At 71.8% G+C, this 18,022-nt stretch carries 17 protein-coding genes and 1 pseudogene; 13 read left to right on the plus strand and 5 right to left on the minus strand.

Annotated features, from left to right (window positions below; all coding sequences use genetic code 11):
- From ACFCZF_RS29670 to ACFCZF_RS29685, 4 genes and pseudogenes are all read left to right on the plus strand, one after another.
- Positions 1-893 (plus strand): annotated as a pseudogene (locus tag ACFCZF_RS29670) (acyl-CoA carboxylase subunit beta); the annotation flags it as partial.
- Between the two features lie 9 nt (positions 894-902).
- Positions 903-1,109: an acyl-CoA carboxylase epsilon subunit gene (locus tag ACFCZF_RS29675; protein ID WP_376674240.1), complete on the plus strand. Its 207-nt coding sequence runs from the start codon at positions 903-905 to the stop codon at positions 1,107-1,109.
- Between the two features lie 110 nt (positions 1,110-1,219).
- Positions 1,220-1,348 carry a morphogenic membrane protein MmpB gene (gene mmpB / locus ACFCZF_RS29680; RefSeq protein WP_376674241.1) on the plus strand — a complete coding sequence of 43 codons (129 nt, stop codon included), beginning with the start codon at positions 1,220-1,222 and terminating at the stop codon, positions 1,346-1,348.
- Between the two features lie 31 nt (positions 1,349-1,379).
- Positions 1,380-2,000, plus strand: coding sequence for a nucleoside triphosphate pyrophosphatase (locus ACFCZF_RS29685; protein ID WP_210957754.1), 621 nt, complete (start codon positions 1,380-1,382; stop codon positions 1,998-2,000).
- Here ACFCZF_RS29685 and ACFCZF_RS29690 read toward each other — a convergent pair.
- Positions 1,969-2,451 (minus strand): hypothetical protein, encoded by a 483-nt coding sequence (locus ACFCZF_RS29690; protein WP_376674242.1) that lies wholly within the window; start codon positions 2,449-2,451, stop codon positions 1,969-1,971. The two genes, ACFCZF_RS29685 and ACFCZF_RS29690, sit on opposite strands and share 32 nt — an antisense overlap.
- A 375-nt stretch (positions 2,452-2,826) precedes the next feature.
- On the opposite strand from ACFCZF_RS29690, the gene ACFCZF_RS29695 reads away from it, so the two are divergent.
- Positions 2,827-4,599 carry an acetyl/propionyl/methylcrotonyl-CoA carboxylase subunit alpha gene (locus tag ACFCZF_RS29695; protein WP_376674243.1) on the plus strand — a complete coding sequence of 591 codons (1,773 nt, stop codon included), beginning with the start codon at positions 2,827-2,829 and terminating at the stop codon, positions 4,597-4,599.
- Positions 4,600-4,695: 96 nt separating this feature from the next.
- Here the strand turns inward: ACFCZF_RS29695 and ACFCZF_RS29700 are convergent, their stop codons facing one another.
- Positions 4,696-5,694 carry a DeoR/GlpR family DNA-binding transcription regulator gene (locus ACFCZF_RS29700; RefSeq protein WP_375921243.1) on the minus strand — a complete coding sequence of 333 codons (999 nt, stop codon included), beginning with the start codon at positions 5,692-5,694 and terminating at the stop codon, positions 4,696-4,698.
- A gap of 184 nt (positions 5,695-5,878) precedes the next feature.
- Positions 5,879-7,327 carry an NAD(P)H-quinone dehydrogenase gene (locus ACFCZF_RS29705; RefSeq protein ID WP_310871565.1) on the minus strand — a complete coding sequence of 483 codons (1,449 nt, stop codon included), beginning with the start codon at positions 7,325-7,327 and terminating at the stop codon, positions 5,879-5,881.
- Positions 7,328-7,413: 86 nt separating this feature from the next.
- Here ACFCZF_RS29705 and ACFCZF_RS29710 point away from each other — a divergent pair, with 86 nt between their 5' ends.
- The 4 genes from ACFCZF_RS29710 (at position 7,414) to ACFCZF_RS29725 (ending at position 12,269) form a co-directional block, all read left to right on the plus strand.
- Positions 7,414-7,851: a gamma-glutamylcyclotransferase gene (locus ACFCZF_RS29710; protein WP_310871566.1), complete on the plus strand. Its 438-nt coding sequence runs from the start codon at positions 7,414-7,416 to the stop codon at positions 7,849-7,851.
- Positions 7,852-7,954: 103 nt separating this feature from the next.
- Positions 7,955-8,779, plus strand: a complete 825-nt coding sequence (locus tag ACFCZF_RS29715; RefSeq protein WP_376674244.1) for a purine-nucleoside phosphorylase — start codon at positions 7,955-7,957, stop codon at positions 8,777-8,779.
- Positions 8,780-9,165: 386 nt separating this feature from the next.
- Positions 9,166-10,797, plus strand: a complete 1,632-nt coding sequence (locus tag ACFCZF_RS29720; protein ID WP_376674245.1) for a phospho-sugar mutase — start codon at positions 9,166-9,168, stop codon at positions 10,795-10,797.
- Between the two features lie 230 nt (positions 10,798-11,027).
- Positions 11,028-12,269 (plus strand): hypothetical protein, encoded by a 1,242-nt coding sequence (locus tag ACFCZF_RS29725; RefSeq protein WP_376674246.1) that lies wholly within the window; start codon positions 11,028-11,030, stop codon positions 12,267-12,269.
- A 129-nt stretch (positions 12,270-12,398) separates the two neighbouring features.
- On the opposite strand, the gene ACFCZF_RS29730 is transcribed toward ACFCZF_RS29725, so the two are convergent.
- On the minus strand, positions 12,399-13,100 hold the full coding sequence (locus tag ACFCZF_RS29730; protein ID WP_375921230.1) for a PH domain-containing protein: 702 nt from the start codon (positions 13,098-13,100) through the stop codon (positions 12,399-12,401).
- Positions 13,101-13,213: 113 nt separating this feature from the next.
- On the opposite strand from ACFCZF_RS29730, the gene deoC reads away from it, so the two are divergent.
- Genes deoC through ACFCZF_RS29745 form a run of 3 tightly spaced genes read left to right on the plus strand, consistent with a single transcriptional unit; the run spans position 13,214 to position 16,507 of the window.
- Positions 13,214-14,179: a deoxyribose-phosphate aldolase gene (gene deoC, locus ACFCZF_RS29735; protein WP_376674247.1), complete on the plus strand. Its 966-nt coding sequence runs from the start codon at positions 13,214-13,216 to the stop codon at positions 14,177-14,179.
- A gap of 5 nt (positions 14,180-14,184) precedes the next feature.
- The gene (locus ACFCZF_RS29740) at positions 14,185-15,621 is read left to right on the plus strand and encodes an aldehyde dehydrogenase family protein (protein ID WP_376674248.1); all 1,437 of its coding nucleotides are present in this window, start codon (positions 14,185-14,187) and stop codon (positions 15,619-15,621) included.
- Positions 15,614-16,507, plus strand: coding sequence for an aldehyde dehydrogenase family protein (locus tag ACFCZF_RS29745; protein WP_376674249.1), 894 nt, complete (start codon positions 15,614-15,616; stop codon positions 16,505-16,507). Before ACFCZF_RS29740 ends, ACFCZF_RS29745 begins: the two co-directional genes overlap by 8 nt.
- Positions 16,508-16,609: 102 nt before the next feature.
- On the opposite strand, the gene ACFCZF_RS29750 is transcribed toward ACFCZF_RS29745, so the two are convergent.
- Positions 16,610-17,014 carry a hypothetical protein gene (locus ACFCZF_RS29750; RefSeq protein WP_376674250.1) on the minus strand — a complete coding sequence of 135 codons (405 nt, stop codon included), beginning with the start codon at positions 17,012-17,014 and terminating at the stop codon, positions 16,610-16,612.
- 160 nt (positions 17,015-17,174) lie between these two features.
- Between ACFCZF_RS29750 and ACFCZF_RS29755 the strand changes: the two genes are divergently transcribed.
- Positions 17,175-17,810, plus strand: a complete 636-nt coding sequence (locus ACFCZF_RS29755; RefSeq protein ID WP_376674251.1) for a uridine kinase — start codon at positions 17,175-17,177, stop codon at positions 17,808-17,810.
- Positions 17,811-18,022: the final 212 nt, after the last annotated feature.

Consider the following 18,022-nt stretch of genomic DNA (forward strand, 5'->3'; position numbering starts at 1 on the left):
TCCGGCGTGGCCCACCACATGGCCGGCGACGAGAAGGACGCCATCGAGTACGTCAAGCAGCTGCTGTCGTACCTGCCGTCCAACAACCTCTCCGACCCGCCCGCCTTCCCCGAGGAGGCGGACCTGGAGGTCACGGACGAGGACCGCGAGCTGGACGTGATCGTCCCGGACTCGGCGAACCAGCCGTACGACATGCACACCGTCATCGAGCACGCCCTCGACGACGCCGAGTTCTTCGAGACGCAGCCGCTGTTCGCGCCGAACATCCTCACCGGCTTCGGCCGCGTCGAGGGCCGCCCGGTCGGCATCGTCGCCAACCAGCCTATGCAGTTCGCCGGCTGCCTGGACATCACCGCGTCCGAGAAGGCCGCCCGCTTCGTGCGCACCTGCGACGCCTTCAACGTCCCCGTCATCACCTTCGTGGACGTCCCCGGCTTCCTGCCCGGCGTCGACCAGGAGCACGACGGCATCATCCGCCGCGGCGCCAAGCTGATCTTCGCCTACGCCGAGGCCACCGTCCCCCTGATCACGGTCATCACCCGCAAGGCCTTCGGCGGCGCCTACGACGTCATGGGCTCCAAGCACCTGGGCGCCGACCTGAACCTCGCCTGGCCCACCGCCCAGATCGCCGTCATGGGCGCCCAGGGCGCGGTCAACATCCTGCACCGCCGCACCATCACCGAAGCCGGTGACGACGCCGAGGCCACCCGGGCCCGCCTGATCCAGGAGTACGAGGACGCCCTCCTCAACCCCTACACGGCGGCCGAGCGCGGCTACGTCGACGCGGTGATCATGCCGTCCGACACCCGCCGCCACATCGTCCGCGGCCTGCGTCAGCTGCGTACGAAGCGGGAATCCCTCCCCCGAAGAAGCACGGCAACATCCCCCTGTAAGGAGCCGCTGTGATCAAGGTCGTACGGGGCAACCCCACCCCGGAGGAGCTGGCCGCCGCCCTGGCGGTGGTCCGCGCCCGCGCCGCGACGGCAGCCGCCGAGCCGTCCGGCGCCGAGCCCCCGCGCGCCGCGTGGTCCGACCCGTCCCGCATCGCGTCCCACCGGCTCCCTCATCCGGGCCCGGCGTCCTGGGGCCGCACTTACTGGCCGGCCTGAGCGCAGCCAACCCAGGGGCGCGGGGAACCGCGCACAGCACCGCAACCCCGCGCCCCCAAATAAGTACCCGTACTCAAGCGCCGCCCCCAGCCAAGCCCCACGCTAGTGGCATGCTGTGGTCCGACCCCGAGAACGAGCCGCCCGAGGAACTGCGCGACATGCAGGACATGCTGCGGCGGCTCAGCGTTTTCCTGGCGCTGGCCATGGTTCTCGCGATGATCGTGATCGGCCTGGGGTGAACCGCCCCGTCCGGGTGACTAACCTGATCCCATGACTGCTCAGCGCCGCAGGCGACTCGTCCTCGCCTCCCAGTCCCCGGCCCGGCTCGGCCTGCTCCGCCAGGCCGGGCTCGCCCCCGAGGTGCTCGTGAGCGGCGTCGACGAGGACGCCGTCACGGCGCCCACCCCCGCCGAGCTGGCCCTCGCCCTCGCCGAGGCCAAGGCCTCCGTCGTGGCCGCGAAGCCCGAGGTGCACGGCGCCCTGGTGATCGGCTGCGACTCGGTGCTCGACCTGGACGGCCAGGCGCTCGGCAAGCCGGCGGACGCCGAGGAGGCCACCGCCCGCTGGAAGGCGATGCGCGGCCGGGCGGGCACGCTGCAGACCGGCCACTGCGTCTGGGACACCGCCTCCGGCCGCCACGTCTCGGCCACCGCCTCCACCGTCGTCCGCTTCGGCGAGCCGACCGACGAGGAGGTCGCGGCCTACGTGGCCTCCGGCGAGCCCCTCTACGTCGCCGGGGCGTTCACCCTGGACGGCCGCTCGGCCCCGTTCATCGACGGCATCGAGGGCGACCACGGGAACGTGATCGGCATCAGCCTGCCCCTCGTACGCCGACTGCTCGCCGAACTCGGGGTCGGGATCACGGAGTTGTGGGCGCCGGCGGAGGGCTGACGGGGGAGCCGTCGCCACCCTTGCCGTCCTCGGGCCGCTGCCCGGCCGCGGGTTCCTCGCGAGCGTCGTAGGTCATCAGCAGCAGCACGATGAGGGCGAGGGTGAGGATCATGAACAGGAAGGCGTGCCAGCCGACCAGCCCCCAGGTGAAGGCACCCAGCACCCCGTGCACCACGGCCGCGCTGATCAGCAGGACCCGGCCGAGGCCGGCGGGCGCCCGGTCGCGCAACGCCACGAGCAGGGCCACCAGCCCGCACAGCGCGAAGTAGAGCCCGAAGACGACACCGCCGATCTTCGAGGACACGGACATCATGTCCGGGTCGAGACCGGCCAGGGACATGTCCTGCCGGTCGACGACGATCCCGAGGAACCAGTTCAGCGCCGCGACGCCGACCGCCTCCACGAAGAGCACGACCGCCACGATCCACGCCACCGGCCTGCGCACTGACACCGGTCCCCACCCACTTTCGACCGCTGCCCGCACAGGACAGCTGTTACCCCAAGTACGTTCGAGACACCCGGAACGTTACTAACGGGTAAACCTCGCGACAAGAGGTCTGCCGCGAGCAAAGAATCATTGGGCCATTCGTAGGGACTCCACAAAGAAACGGAGTGGCCCGCAGCACCCTCTTACAGAGACCTTGCCCACATCGGAAAGCTAGGGTTTCCCCGAGTAGTCCTGCGTATCGCGGTACGACAAGGACTTTCGCGGGTCGAGCGAGCCTCGAATCACGCTCCGTGTGGGCAAGCTCACCATTGGGGACGGGTCGAAGTGCCGTGTCGGCAGTCCCTAAACTCGGCTTGTTTCAAGGAGGGAGCCTCAATCGTGCGCAAGGTGCTCATCGCCAATCGTGGCGAAATCGCTGTCCGTGTGGCCCGGGCCTGCCGGGACGCGGGGATCGCGAGCGTGGCCGTCTACGCGGACCCGGACCGGGACGCTCTGCATGTCCGCGCCGCTGATGAGGCGTTCGCCCTGGGTGGTGACACCCCCGGCACCAGTTACCTGGACATCGCCAAGGTCCTCAGGGCCGCGCGTGAGTCGGGCGCGGACGCCATCCACCCCGGCTACGGATTCCTTTCCGAGAACGCCGAGTTCGCCCAGGCGGTCCTGGACGCGGGCCTGATCTGGATCGGCCCGCCCCCGCACGCCATCCGTGACCTGGGCGACAAGGTCGCCGCCCGCCACATCGCCCAGCGGGCCGGCGCCCCGCTGGTCGCCGGCACCCCCGACCCGGTCTCCGGCGCGGAGGAGGTCGTGGCCTTCGCCAAGGAGCACGGCCTGCCCATCGCGATCAAGGCGGCCTTCGGCGGCGGCGGCCGCGGCCTCAAGGTCGCCCGCACCCTGGAAGAGGTCCCCGAACTCTACGACTCCGCCGTGCGTGAGGCGGTGGCCGCGTTCGGCCGCGGGGAGTGCTTCGTCGAGCGCTACCTCGACAAGCCCCGCCACGTGGAGACCCAGTGCCTGGCCGACACCCACGGCAACGTGGTCGTCGTCTCCACCCGCGACTGCTCCCTCCAGCGCCGCCACCAGAAACTGGTGGAGGAGGCGCCGGCCCCGTTCCTGTCCCAGGCGCAGGTCGACGAGCTGTACGCGGCCTCCAAGGCGATCCTGAAGGAGGCCGGCTACGTCGGCGCCGGCACGGTGGAGTTCCTCGTCGGCACCGACGGCACGATCTCCTTCCTGGAGGTCAACACCCGCCTCCAGGTCGAACACCCGGTCACCGAGGAGGTGGCCGGCATCGACCTGGTCCGGGAGATGTTCCGCATCGCCGACGGTGAAGAACTCGGCTACGGCGACCCGGTCCTGCGCGGCCACTCCTTCGAGTTCCGTATCAACGGCGAGGACCCCGGCCGGGGCTTCCTCCCCGCCCCCGGCACCGTCACCCTCTTCGACCCCCCGGCCGGCCCGGGCGTGCGCCTGGACGCCGGCGTCGAGTCCGGGTCGGTCATCGGCCCGGCGTGGGACTCACTGCTGGCGAAGCTGATCGTGACCGGCCGTACCCGCGCCGAGGCCCTCCAGCGTGCCTCCCGCGCGCTGGAGGAGTTCACCGTGGAGGGCATGGCCACCGCGATCCCCTTCCACCGGACGGTGGTCCAGGACCCGGCCTTCGCGCCGGAACTGACCGGCTCCACCGACCCGTTCACGGTCCACACCCGGTGGATCGAGACGGAGTTCGTCAACGAGATCAAGCCCTTCGCCGCCCCCGCGGACACCGAGGCGGACGACGAGATCGGCCGGGAGACGGTCGTCGTCGAGGTCGGCGGCAAGCGCCTGGAGGTCTCCCTCCCCTCCAGCCTCGGCATGAGCCTGGCCCGCACCGGTCTCGCGGCCGGCGCCAAGCCCAAGCGCCGCGCGGCGAAGAAGTCCGGGCCCGCCGCGTCCGGTGACACCCTCGCCTCCCCGATGCAGGGCACCATCGTGAAGATCGCGGTGGAGGAAGGCCAGGAGGTCCAGGAAGGCGACCTGATCGTCGTCCTGGAGGCCATGAAGATGGAACAGCCCCTCAACGCCCACAAGTCCGGCACCGTCAAGGGCCTGGGCGCCGAAGTCGGCGCCTCCGTCACCTCCGGCGCCGCCATCTGCGACATCAAGGACTGAGCGAGCGCACGCGACGTCCGGGGCGCCCGGTGGACCACGACGGTCCGCCGGGCGCCCCGCCGTTGGTGCCGGGGACGCGACGGACCGTGCGGTGGCTCAGCGTCGGCGCAGATCCGCGACGCGTGCCCGTTCCGTCCCGGCGTTCTGCTCACCCAGGGCCGTGGCCGACCGCAGGCCCGCCGCCGCGCCCGGGACCTGACGGCGCGGCCCCGGAAGCGGCACGTCCCGACGCTGCTGACGCGCCGGGACGGCATCATTTCCGGAGGCCCCTGAGGCCCCCGGGCCCCCTGATCCGGTCGTCGTCGCACCCCCCGACGCGCCGGTCACGGCGATCTGCACGCCCTGGTCGGCCAGGGCCTGGAGCTCGGTGGCGGCACGGTCGTCGTGTGCGGGCGGCTCGTCCGTGACCAGGCGGGTGATGACGTCCGTGGGCACGGTCTGGAACATGGTGTCCGTGCCCAGCTTGGAGTGGTCGGCGAGGACGACGACCTCGGCGGCGGCCTGCACCAGCGCGCGGTCGACGGACGCCGACAGCATGTTGGACGTGGACAGGCCCCGCTCCGCCGTCAGCCCGCTCCCGGACAGGAAGGCCTTGGAGACGCGCAGCCCTTGCAGGGACTGTTCGGCACCGGAGCCGACGAGGGCGTAGTTGGACCCCCGGAGGGTGCCACCGGTCATCACGACCTCGACCCGGTTGGCGTGGGCGAGGGCCTGGGCAACCAGCAGCGAGTTGGTGACGACGGTCAGCCCGGGCACCCGCGCGAGCCGGCGCGCCAGCTCCTGCGTCGTGGTACCCGCCCCGACCACGATGGCCTCGCCCTCTTCGACGAAGCCCGCGGCGAGGTCGGCGATGGCCGTCTTCTCGGCGGTCGCGAGATGGGACTTCTGCGGAAAGCCGGACTCTCGCGTGAACCCGCCCGGCAATACCGCACCGCCGTGCCGGCGGTCGAGGAGTCCTTCTGCCTCCAGTGCGCGCACGTCCCGCCGTACGGTCACTTCGGAGGTCTGGACGACGCGGGCGAGCTCACGGAGCGACACGGCCCCGTTCGCTCGCACCATTTCGAGGATCAATTGGCGACGTTCTGCAGCGAACACGAAACTGACAGTAACCCCAACGACCGTCTGCTTTCAGCAGTATGCGCCGAATAACAGAAGTTGTTCGCACGCCAGAGCCGGAAGTGGTATACGGGCCTACCCAGTCCGCCTATGCCGCCCGCAAGCTCCGCAACTCCCCGTGACCAGCGGGGAGTCGATTCCAGCCGCAGACAAGAGCGGAGCGCTAGCCCTCTCCGCCGGCCTTCCGCGTGTGCAACTGCCGCGCCACCTCCGCGATCGACCCCGAAAGGGAGGGATACACGGTGAAGGCGTTCGCGATCTGTTCGACCGTCAGGTTGTTGTCGACCGCGATCGAGATGGGATGGATGAGCTCCGAGGCGCGCGGCGCCACGACCACACCACCCACGACGATCTCGGTACCCGGCCGGCAGAAGATCTTGACGAACCCGTCCCGGATGCCCTGCATCTTGGCGCGCGGGTTCCGCAGCAGCGGCAGCTTCACCACGCGGGCGTCGATCTTGCCGGCGTCGACGTCGGCCTGTGAGTACCCGACGGTGGCGATCTCGGGGTCGGTGAAGACGTTGGACGAGACGGTCTTCAGGTTCAGCGGGGTGACCGCGTCCCCGAGGAAGTGGTACATGGCGATGCGCCCCTGCATGGCGGCGACCGAGGCGAGCGCGAAGATACCGGTCACGTCACCGGCGGCGTACACGCCGGGCGCGGAGGTCCGTGAGACCCGGTCGGTCCGGATGTGCCCGGAGTCCTTGAGCTTGACCCCGGCCTCCTCCAGCCCCATCCCGTCGGTGTTGGGGATGGCGCCCACGGCCACCAGACAGTGCGAGCCGGTGATGACGCGTCCGTCGGCGAGCGTCACCTCCACCCGGTCCCCGACACGCTTGGCGGACTGGGCCCGCGACCGCGACATGACGTTCATGCCGCGCCGCCGGAAGACGTCCTCCAGCACGGCGGCGGCGTCCGGGTCCTCGCCGGGCAGCACCCGGTCCCGCGACGACACGAGCGTGACCCGCGACCCGAGGGCCTGGTAGGCGCCGGCGAACTCGGCACCGGTCACACCCGACCCCACCACGATGAGCTCCTCGGGCAGCTCATCCAAGTCGTACACCTGGGTCCAGTTCAGGATGCGCTCCCCGTCGGGCCGCGCGTCCGGCAGCTCCCGCGGATGCCCACCGGTCGCGATCAGCACCGCGTCCGCGGTGAGCGTCTCCTCGCTCCCGTCGGCGGCGCGCACCACGACCTTCCGTGACCCGTCGAGCGCCTGCATGCCCTCCAGCCGCCCGCGCCCGCGCATGACCCGCGCACCTGCACGCGTCACGGAGGCGGTGATGTCGTGCGACTGCGCCAGCGCGAGCCGCTTCACACGCCGATTGACCTTCCCCAGGTCCACGCCGACCACCCGGGCGGCCTGCTCCATGGGCGGGGTGTCGTCGGCGACGATGATCCCCAGCTCTTCGTAAGACGAATCGAAGGTGGTCATCACCTCGGCCGTGGCGATGAGGGTCTTGGACGGCACGCAGTCGGTCAGCACCGACGCCCCGCCCAGACCGTCGCAGTCGACGACGGTCACCTCCGCGCCGAGCTGTGCGGCCACCAGCGCCGCTTCGTATCCGCCGGGTCCGCCGCCAATGATCACGATCCGAGTCACGTACTCCATTGTCCCGCACCCTTCAATCTGGGGCCGCCCGGGGGCACGTCTGTTACAAGAGCGACTCCCGGGAGCCCTGCCGTACCCTCTCCCCCATGTCGCTCTACGCCGCTTACGCCGGCAACCTCGACGCGCGGTTGATGACCCGCCGCGCACCGCACTCGCCGCTGCGCGCCACCGGCTGGCTGAACGGGTGGCGGCTGACCTTCGGGGGCGAGCACATGGGCTGGGAGGGCGCGCTCGCGACCCTCGTCGAGGACCCGATCTCCCAGGTCTTCGTGGCCCTGTACGACATCGCCCCGATGGACGAGGACTCGCTCGACCGCTGGGAGGGCGTGGGTCTGGACATATACCGCCGCACCCGCGTCCGCGTCCACACCCTGGAGGGCGAGGAGAACGCCTGGACGTACGTCCTGAACGCCTACGAGGGCGGCCTGCCCTCCGCCCGCTACCTGGGCGAGGTGGCGGACGCCGCGGAATCGGCCGGCGCGCCGCACGACTACGTCATGGAACTACGCAAGCGCCCCTGCTGAGCCACAAGCCACAGCCCCTCGTCAAAAACAACAAAACAACAATCGCAATCCCGTGAGCTCTGTCATCTACGCGCGTAGGCGTAAACCGGCTACCCTCTTCGGCGTGAACGCATCTCTTCTTCCGGACGACATCCAGGGCGACCCCTACGCCGCCGCCGACGCCGCCGCGGCCCGCCTGCGCGAACTCACCGGCGCCGAGTCCCACGACGTAGCCCTCGTGATGGGCTCCGGCTGGGCACCGGCCGTGGACGCCCTGGGCGCCCCCGAGACCGATCTCCAGGTCACCGACCTGCCGGGCTTCCCCAAGCCCGCAGTGGAGGGACACGGCGGCAAGGTCCGCTCGTACTCCATCGGCGACAAGCGCGCGCTGGTCTTCCTGGGCCGCACCCACTACTACGAGGGTCACGGCGTGGCCGCCGTCTCCCACGGCGTCCGCACGGCCGTCGCCGCCGGCGCCAAGACGATCATCCTGACCAACGGCTGCGGTGGCCTGCGCGAGGGCATGCGCCCCGGCCAGCCGGTGCTGATCAGCGACCACATCAACCTCACAGCCACCTCCCCCATCGTCGGCGCCAACTTCGTCGACCTCACCGACCTCTACTCCCCCCGCCTGCGCGCCCTGTGCAAGGAGGTCGACCCCACGCTGGAGGAGGGCGTCTACGCCCAGTTCCCCGGCCCGCACTACGAGACGCCGGCCGAGATCCGCATGGCCCGCGTCATCGGGGCCGACCTGGTGGGCATGTCGACGGTCCTGGAGGCGATCGCCGCCCGCGAGGCCGGCGCGGAGGTCCTGGGCATCTCCCTGGTGACCAACCTCGCGGCGGGCATGACGGGCGAACCCCTCAACCACGAGGAGGTCCTGCAGGCAGGCCGCGACTCCGCCGCGCGGATGGGTTCGCTGCTGACGCAGGTGCTGGGGCGGCTGTAGCCCGGGGCGCCGGGTGGGGGCGGCGCTCCTTCGGCACCCGGCGTGAGTGCGGGCCGGGGGTGGGTCGCGCGGCCCGGCGCTGCGGGGTGCCGCTGCGCCCACCCGTGCCGCCCCAGCGGCACGACTGCCCGCAGCTGCGCGGGGCGGGGCGGGGCGGGAAGCCGCGAACGGCGAGAAGGGACGTGTCGGGGGGTGTCCGCCCGCAGCGGTTGGCGCGTCAACGGACAGCACTTCCGTGGCCAACCGATTCCGCGCCGTTCCGAGGACGGACACCCCCCGGCGCGGCCCGACCCACCCCACCACCGCACGCGCTACCCGCACCCCCACCCACCCCGCACAGGCCGCCGCAGGCACCCCGCACGACCACACACGAGAGGCTGACCGACGTGCACGACGACCTCCTCGCACGGGCCAGGGCATGGCTGGCCGAGGACCCCGACCCGGACACCCGCGCCGAGCTCGCCAAGCTCATCGACGCCGAGGACCACGCCGAGCTCACCGCACGCTTCTCCGGCACCCTCCAGTTCGGCACCGCCGGCCTGCGCGGCGAACTCGGCGCCGGTCCCATGCGCATGAACCGCGCCGTCGTCATCCGCGCCGCCGCCGGCCTCGCCGGGTACCTGAAGAAGCAGGGCCATACCGACGGCCTCGTCGTCATCGGCTACGACGCCCGCCACAAGTCGCAGGACTTCGCCCGCGACACCGCCGCCGTCATGACCGGCGCCGGCCTCAGGGCGGCCGTCCTCCCCCGCCCCCTCCCCACCCCCGTCCTCGCCTTCGCCATACGGCACCTCGGCGCCGTCGCCGGCGTGGAGGTCACCGCCAGCCACAACCCGCCCCGCGACAACGGCTACAAGGTCTACCTCGGCGACGGCTCCCAGATCGTGCCCCCCGCCGACGCCGAGATCGCAGCGGAGATCGACGCCGTACGCACCCTGGACGACGTCCCCCGCCCCGAAACCGGCTGGCAGACCCTCGACGACACCGTCCTCGACGCCTACCTCGCCCGCACGGACGCGGTCCTCTCCGAGGGCTCCCCCCGCACCGCCCGCACCGTGTACACGGCGATGCACGGCGTCGGCAAGGACCCCCTCCTCGCCGCCTTCGCCCGCGCCGGCTTCCCGGAGCCCGCCCTCGTCACCGAGCAGGCCGACCCCGACCCGGACTTCCCCACCGTCGCCTTCCCCAACCCGGAAGAGCCCGGCGCGATGGACCTCGCCTTCGCGAAGGCCCGCGAGACCGACCCCGACCTGATCATCGCCAACGACCCGGACGCCGACCGCCTCGCCGTCGCCGTACAGGACGGCACCGACTGGCGCATGCTCCGCGGCGACGAGGTCGGCGCCCTCCTCGCCGCCCACCTGGTCACCCGCGGAGCGCACGGCACGTTCGCGGAGTCGATCGTCTCCTCCTCCCTCCTCGGCCGCATCGCCGAGAAGGCGCATCTCCCGTTCGAGGAGACCCTCACCGGCTTCAAGTGGATCGCCCGCGTCGAGGGCCTGCGCTACGGCTACGAGGAGGCCCTCGGCTACTGCGTCGACCCCGAGGGCGTACGCGACAAGGACGGCATCACCGCGGCCCTCCTGATCACGGAACTGGCCTCGTCCCTCAAGGAGGAGGGCCGCACCCTCCTCGACCTCCTCGACGACATCGCGGTCGAGCACGGCCTGCACGCCACCGACCAGCTCTCGGTCCGCGTCGAGGACCTCTCCCTCATCGCCGCCGCGATGCACCGCCTGCGCGAACAGCCCCCCACCCGCCTCGCGGGCCTCGCCGTCACGAAGGCCGAGGACCTCACCCGGGGCACGGACACGCTGCCGCCCACGGACGGCCTGCGCTACACCCTCGACGGCGCCCGGGTGATCGTCCGCCCGAGCGGTACGGAGCCCAAGCTGAAGTGCTACCTGGAGGTGGTCGTCCCGGTCACGGCACACGTCGACCTTCCCGAGGCCCGCGCGAAGGCGACGGACCTGTTGACGGCCCTCAAGCGGGACCTGTCGACGGCAGCGGGCATCTGAGGCAAGGCCGACCACCCGAACCCGAGGCCGACCGAACCCGACGCTGCCCACCCGAACCCGATGGGGTGCCCCCACCCGGAGGCACCCCATCGGGTGATTTCCCCCTGCCCGTTGACCCGCCGTCCCCTCCCGAAGCGGCCCCCCGGGCAACGGTGGACCGGAAAACGCACCGCCGGTACACGCAAGCACCGCCGGTACGCGCACCGCCGAGCCACCAGGGAGCCGCCGCCGTGTCCTCGACCGCCCCCAAGACCACCCCCAGCGGACACATCCCCGGCACCCGGCGCCCCCGGCCCCCCGCGACCACCACCCCACCCCCGCAGAGCAACGCCCGCGCCCACGCCCGGCGCGTCCTGCGCGCCGCACGCCGTGCCGCACGCCACGCCGCCCCCGCCCTCGGCGCCTATCTCGCCGTACGCCTCACGGGTCTGCTCGTGCTCGTGATCTGGGCCCCCCGCCGGCACCAGGACCTCTGGGTGAACCTCGCCGCGCAGTGGGACTCCGACTGGTACCTCGCCATCGCCGACCACGGCTACGACGACGAGCTCGGCACCGCGCACAACACCAACAACCTGGCCTTCTTCCCGCTCTACCCGGTGCTGGTGAAGGCCGTGGCGGTGCTCACCCCGGGCTCACGCGCGTCGACCGGCCTCGGCCTCGCGGTCGTCGCCTCGCTCCTCGCGGCGTGGGGCATCTTCGCGGTCGGCGACCACCTGCACGGCCGCCGCGCCGGCGTGCTCCTCACCACGCTGTGGGCGGCGTTCCCGGTCGGCGCGGTGCAGTGGATGGGCTACACGGAGTCGCTGTTCACGGCGTGCGCGGCCTGGTCGCTGTACGCGGTGCTCACGGGTCGCTGGCTGTGTGCGGCGGCCTTCGCCACGCTCGCCGGGCTGACCCGCCCGACCGGCGTCGCGGTGGCGGCGGCGGTCACCATGACGGCGCTGCTGCACCTGGTCCGCCACCGCGCCCTCGTCCCGCGCGTCCTCGCGGCCGCGCTCCTCGCGCCGCTCGGCTGGTGCGCGTACCTCGGCTGGGTGGGCCTGCGCCTGGGCCGCTGGGACGGCTACTTCGCCGTACAGCGGCTCTGGTACAACGAGCTGGACGGCGGCCTGCGGACGCTGCACCAGATCCGGTGGCTGCTGTGGCGCGACCCGACACCACAGCTGTTCCTGGTGATGGTGACACTCACGCTGATCGCGTCGGTGGTCCTCTTCGGCCTGTCGGCGTGGGACCGCCAGCCCGCCGCTCTGCTGGTCTTCACGGGCGTCATGCTGGCGATCGTCCTGGGCAGTGGCGGCGTGTACTTCTCCCGGGCCCGCTTCCTGCTCCCGGCCTTCCCCCTGCTCCTGCCGCTGGCCCTGCACCTGTCCCGCGCCTCCCGGCGCCACCGCGCCCTGGTGCTGACGGCGGCGGTACTGGGCTCCACGTACTGCGGGGCGTACATGCTCCTGATCTGGTCGGCCGCACCCTGACACACCCGGCGTCCGACCCCACGCACGGACCGGACTGGAACAGACCAGACGAGACCAGACCAGGACCGGAAGGGACCAGACCAGGCCAGACCAGCACCGGAAGGGACCAAACCAGACCAGACCGGACCGTCAGCCCGTCGCCAGCAGCACCGCGAGCAGCACAGCCCCCGCCGCCACCGGCGCGACGACCTCGTACGCCCAGCGCACCGTCACCTCGCCCTGCGACGTGTTGGCGGGCCCCCGCGCCTCCCGCATCTCGCGCAGTTCGTCCATGACCTTGTCGGTCTCCGCCCGCACCGGCCCGTCCGCCGCCGCGGCGGCCCCGGCACCACCCGCGCCGGCCCGCGCACCGCCCCCGCCGAGACCTCCGAGCACGCCACCGCGCCCCCGGCCGCCCCCGGAGGCCCGCCGCGCCTCCTGCCGAGCCGCCTTCTTGCGGCCACGCAGCGAGACGGGGATGGACCACAGCTGGTACTTGTCGCCGGACTCCGTGAAGACCTCGTTGGAGTAGCCGGACCGGAACGAGGCGACCTGTCCCCAGGGCAGCACGATCACGCGGAAGGGATTGCGCACCCGCAGCCGGTCGTCGTTCGCGAAGACGGCGGGCCGCACGGTGTAGGCGGCGATGAGCGGCACGAGGAACAGCAGCGCCGCGAGCGCCATCCAGGGAGTGCGGCCCTCGCCCGCGACCAGGGCGTCGATGCCGAGCCACAGGGCGAGCGCGAGCAGCAGCACGCCGCCGGCGAGGCCCGCGGGCGAGCGGTAGATCCGGTCCTTGGACACGGGTACCGACGGCTGCGGCGAGGGTGACTGGGGCTCCGGGGTCGTCATGGTGCCGATTGTGCCCGACGGCCCCGGGGACGCTCATAGGCGGTGCCGGTCCGCAGAATGAGCGCACGGGACTGTACAGCCGCTACGCGCGTAGATATGCTCGCCTGGTGACCATGCCCACCACTGCATCCGCTGTTCCCGCACACGGACTCGCCGACGTCACCGCGTCCGACAGCACGCTGCGCCGCTTCCTCCACGGGCTGCCCGGCGTCGACACGGTCGGCCTGGAGGCGCGCGCCGCCTCGCTCGGCACCCGTTCCATCAAGACCACCGCGAAGGCGTACGCCATCGACCTCGCCATCTCGATGGTCGACCTGACGACGCTGGAAGGCGCGGACACCCCGGGCAAGGTCCGGGCGCTCGGCGCGAAGGCGGTCCGCCCCGACCCGACGGACCGTACGACCCCCGCCACGGCGGCCGTCTGCGTCTACCCCGACATGGTGCCCGCCGCCAAGGAGGCCGTCGCCGGTTCCGACGTGAAGGTCGCCTCGGTCGCCACGGCCTTCCCGGCGGGCCGCGCCTCGCTCGCCGTCAAGCTGGCCGACGTGCGCGAGGCCGTGACGGCGGGCGCGGACGAGGTCGACATGGTCATCGACCGCGGGGCGTTCCTCGCGGGCGACTACATGAAGGTGTACGACGAGATCACCGCCGTACGCGAGGCCTGCGGAAAAGCGGCCCGCCTCAAGGTCATCTTCGAGACCGGCGAACTGTCGACGTACGACAACATCCGCCGCGCGAGCTGGCTCGGCATGCTGGCCGGGGCCGACTTCATCAAGACGTCCACCGGCAAGGTCGCGGTCAACGCCACGCCCGCCAACACCCTCCTCATGCTGGAGGCGGTCCGCGACTTCCGCGCGCAGACCGGCGTCCAGGTCGGCGTGAAGCCGGCCGGCGGCATCCGCACCACCAAGGACGCGATCAAGTTCCTCGTCCTGGTCAACGAGACCGCGGGCGGGGACTGGCTGGACAACCACTGGTTCCGCTTCGGCGCCTCCTCGCTCCTGAACGACCTGCTGATGCAGCGTCAGAAGCTGGCCACGGGCCGTTACAGCGGCCCCGACTACGTGACGGTGGACTGATCACCATGGCACCTGTTTTCGAGTACGCACCCGCACCCGAGTCCCGCGGGGTCGTCGACATCGCGCCCTCGTACGGCCTGTTCATCGACGGCGAGTTCACCGAAGCCGCCGACGGCAAGGTCTTCAAGACGGTCTCCCCCTCGACCGAGGAGGTCCTCTCCGAGGTCGCCGAGGCGGGCCAGGCGGACGTCGACCGCGCCGTCGCGGCCGCCCGCAAGGCGTTCGAGAAGTGGTCGGCGCTCCCCGGCTCCGAGCGCGCGAAGTACCTCTTCCGCATCGCCCGCATCATCCAGGAACGCAGCCGCGAGCTGGCCGTCCTGGAGACCCTGGACAACGGCAAGCCGATCAAGGAGACCCGCGACGCGGACCTCCCCCTGGTCGCCGCGCACTTCTTCTACTACGCGGGCTGGGCCGACAAGCTCGACCACGCGGGCTACGGAGCGAACCCGAAGCCCCTGGGCGTCGCGGGCCAGGTCATCCCCTGGAACTTCCCCCTCCTGATGCTGGCGTGGAAGATCGCCCCGGCGCTGGCGACCGGCAACACGGTCGTCCTCAAGCCCGCCGAGACGACCCCCCTCTCCGCCCTCTTCTTCGCGGACATCTGCCGTCAGGCGGGCCTGCCCAAGGGCGTCGTCAACATCATCACCGGCGCCGGCCGCGCGGGCGCCGCGCTGGTCGCCCACCCCGACGTGAACAAGGTCGCCTTCACCGGCTCCACGGCCGTCGGCAAGCAGATCGCGCGGACGGTCGCGGGCACCCGCAAGAAGCTGACGCTCGAACTGGGCGGCAAGGGCGCCAACATCGTCTTCGACGACGCCCCGATCGACCAGGCCGTCGAGGGCATCGTCAACGGCATCTTCTTCAACCAGGGCCAGGTCTGCTGCGCGGGCTCCCGGCTGCTGGTCCAGGAGTCGATCCACGACGAGCTGCTGGACTCCCTCAAGCGCAGGCTCTCCACCCTGCGCCTGGGCGACCCGCTGGACAAGAACACCGACATCGGCGCGATCAACTCCGCCGAGCAGCTGGCCCGCATCACCGCGCTGGCAGACCAGGGCGAGGCGGAGGGCGCCGAGCGCTGGTCCCCGTCCTGCGACATCCCGGACAGCGGCTACTGGTTCGCCCCGACGCTCTTCACGAACGTCACCCAGGCGCACACGGTGGCCCGCGACGAGATCTTCGGCCCCGTCCTGTCCGTCCTCACCTTCCGTACGCCCGACGAGGCGGTCGCCAAGGCCAACAACACGCCGTACGGCCTCTCCGCGGGCATCTGGACGGAGAAGGGCTCGCGCATCCTGGCGGTCGCGAACAAGCTCCGCGCGGGTGTGATCTGGTCCAACACGTTCAACAAGTTCGACCCGACGTCGCCGTTCGGCGGCTACAAGGAGTCGGGCTTCGGCCGCGAGGGCGGCCGCCACGGCCTGGAGGCGTACCTCGATGTCTGAGCGACTCAATGTGCTGAAGACCTACAAGCTGTACGTCGGCGGGAAGTTCCCGCGTTCCGAGAGCGGCCGGGTGTACGAGGTGACCGACGCAAAGGGCAAGTGGCTGGCGAACGCCCCGCTCTCCTCCCGCAAGGACGCCCGTGACGCGGTGGTCGCCGCGCGCAAGGCGTTCGGCGGCTGGTCCGGCGCGACGGCGTACAACCGCGGCCAGATCCTCTACCGGATCGCCGAGATGCTGGAGGGCCGCCGCGACCAGTACGTCGCGGAGGTCGCCGACGCCGAGGGCCTGTCGAAGTCGAAGGCGGCGGCGCAGGTCGACGCCGCGATCGACCGCTGGGTCTGGTACGCGGGCTGGACCGACAAGATCGCCCAGGTGGTCGGCGGCGGCAACCCGGTCGCGGGCCCCTTCTTCAACCTCTCCTCCCCGGAGCCGACGGGCGTGGTCGCCGTCCTCGCCCCGCAGGAGTCATCGCTCCTCGGCCTGGTCTCGGTCGTCGCCCCGGTCATCGCGACCGGCAACACGGCGGTCGTGATCGCGAGCGAGAAGTCCCCGCTGCCGGCCCTCTCACTCGGCGAGGTGCTGGCCACCTCCGACCTCCCCGGCGGCGTGGTCAACGTCCTGTCCGGCCGTACGGCCGAGATCGCCACCCCCCTCGCCTCCCACCAGGACGTCAACGCGATCGACCTCGCGGGCGCCGACGAGGTGCTGGCGAAGGAACTGGAGATCGCCGCGGCCGACAACCTCAAGCGCGTCCTGCGTCCACAGCCTGTGGACGACGTGGACTGGTCGGCGGCTCCCGGCACCGACCGCATGACGGCGTTCCTGGAGACCAAGACGGTCTGGCACCCGACGGGCGCGCTGGGCGCGTCCGGCTCGTCGTACTGAGCCGCCACGGGTACGGGCACACCCGCGCCGCACCCACGGGACGAGCCGCGTCTTCCCTCCGTCCGGGGAAGGCGCGGCTCTCGGCATGCGGTCACCGGACCGTCAGCGCACCAGCTCCGTCACCTGCCCCACCACCGGCACGGCACCCAGGGACTGCGCCTGGGCCACCGGCCCGGTCAGGGCGGTGGACGCCAGCGGCTGGAAGTCGGCGACCTTCGTGCCGACGCCGTTGTCCAGCGGGTCGACGCCGGTGCCGGCCAGCGGGTTGGGCTTGAGGTCGGCGACCGGGCCGGTGACGTAGCCGACCATGCCGGTCACCGCCTGGAGACCCGCCTGCGGATCGATGTTGCCCATCGAGGTGGGGCGGGTCTGCGCCAGGCCGGCGATCGTCTCGCCACCGTCCGCGGAGGCCGCCCCCGCTCCTGCTGCCAGGGCGGCTCCGGTGGTCGCGAGGGCGACCAGGGCGCGCTGTGCGTGCGGGGTGCGGGGGGACGCGTGTCGGGCCATCGCTGCTGCCACCTCTTGGTGTGGGTTGCTACGGACTACCGTGCTAACAGTACGGACCGTGATCAGGTCACCGCGTACGGTGACCCAGGTGTGACGCGTGCTGCAAAGTCTCCCCCGAGGGGTCGTGAGGCGGCCGTTCGATGCCTCAGACTGGTGTCCCGTGAGCTCCCATCCGCCCATACCGACGCGAGTCGTGCTGCTCTGCGGCCCTTCCGGCTCCGGCAAGTCCCTCCTCGCCGCCCACTCCGGCCTTCCGGTGCTGCGGCTCGACGACTTCTACAAGGAGGGCACCGACCCGACGCTGCCGCTGGTGCCGCAGAGCTCCGACATCGACTGGGACCACCCCGGCTCGTGGGACGCGGACACGGCCGTCGCCGCCATCGCGGAGCTGTGCCGCACCGGCCGTACGCGGGTGCCCGCCTACGACCTCGCGCTCAGTGCCCGCACCGGCGAGGAGGCGGTCGACATCGGGCGGACCCCGCTGTTCCTCGCGGAGGGCATCTTCGCCGCCGAAATCGTGGCACGCTGCCGGGAGCTGGGCGTTCTCGCCGACGCGCTGTGCCTGAGCCGGGGCCCGCTGACGACCTTCCGCCGCCGCTTCCTGCGGGACCTGCGGGAGGGCCGCAAGTCCGTGCCGTTCCTGGTGCGCCGCGGCTGGCGGCTGATGCGGCAGGAGCGGTCGGTCATCGCCCGTCAGACGGCCCTGGGCGCCCACGCCTGCGACCGGGACGAGGCGATGGGCCGTCTGGCCGCCGCGGCGGCGGGCCGGTGCGCCACGGCGCGTACGGCCGCGTGACGCGCGCCCGCACACAGACCCGCGGACAGAGCAGCCCGTACACAGAGAAGCGGGACTGGACGGACCCCCCGGCCCTCCAGTCCCGCTCTCCTTGTGCTCCCCCGTGCTTCCCCCGTTGTCCCCCCGTGTCCCCCGTTGGGTCCCCCGTGGTGCTTCCCCGTGAGTAAGAGCCCGGCACCCTCCCCCTGATACACCCCGGCTCCTACTTTTTT

The sequence above is a fragment of the Streptomyces sp. NPDC056296 genome, assembly GCF_042268605.1.
Taxonomy (GTDB): Bacteria; Actinomycetota; Actinomycetes; order Streptomycetales; family Streptomycetaceae; genus Streptomyces.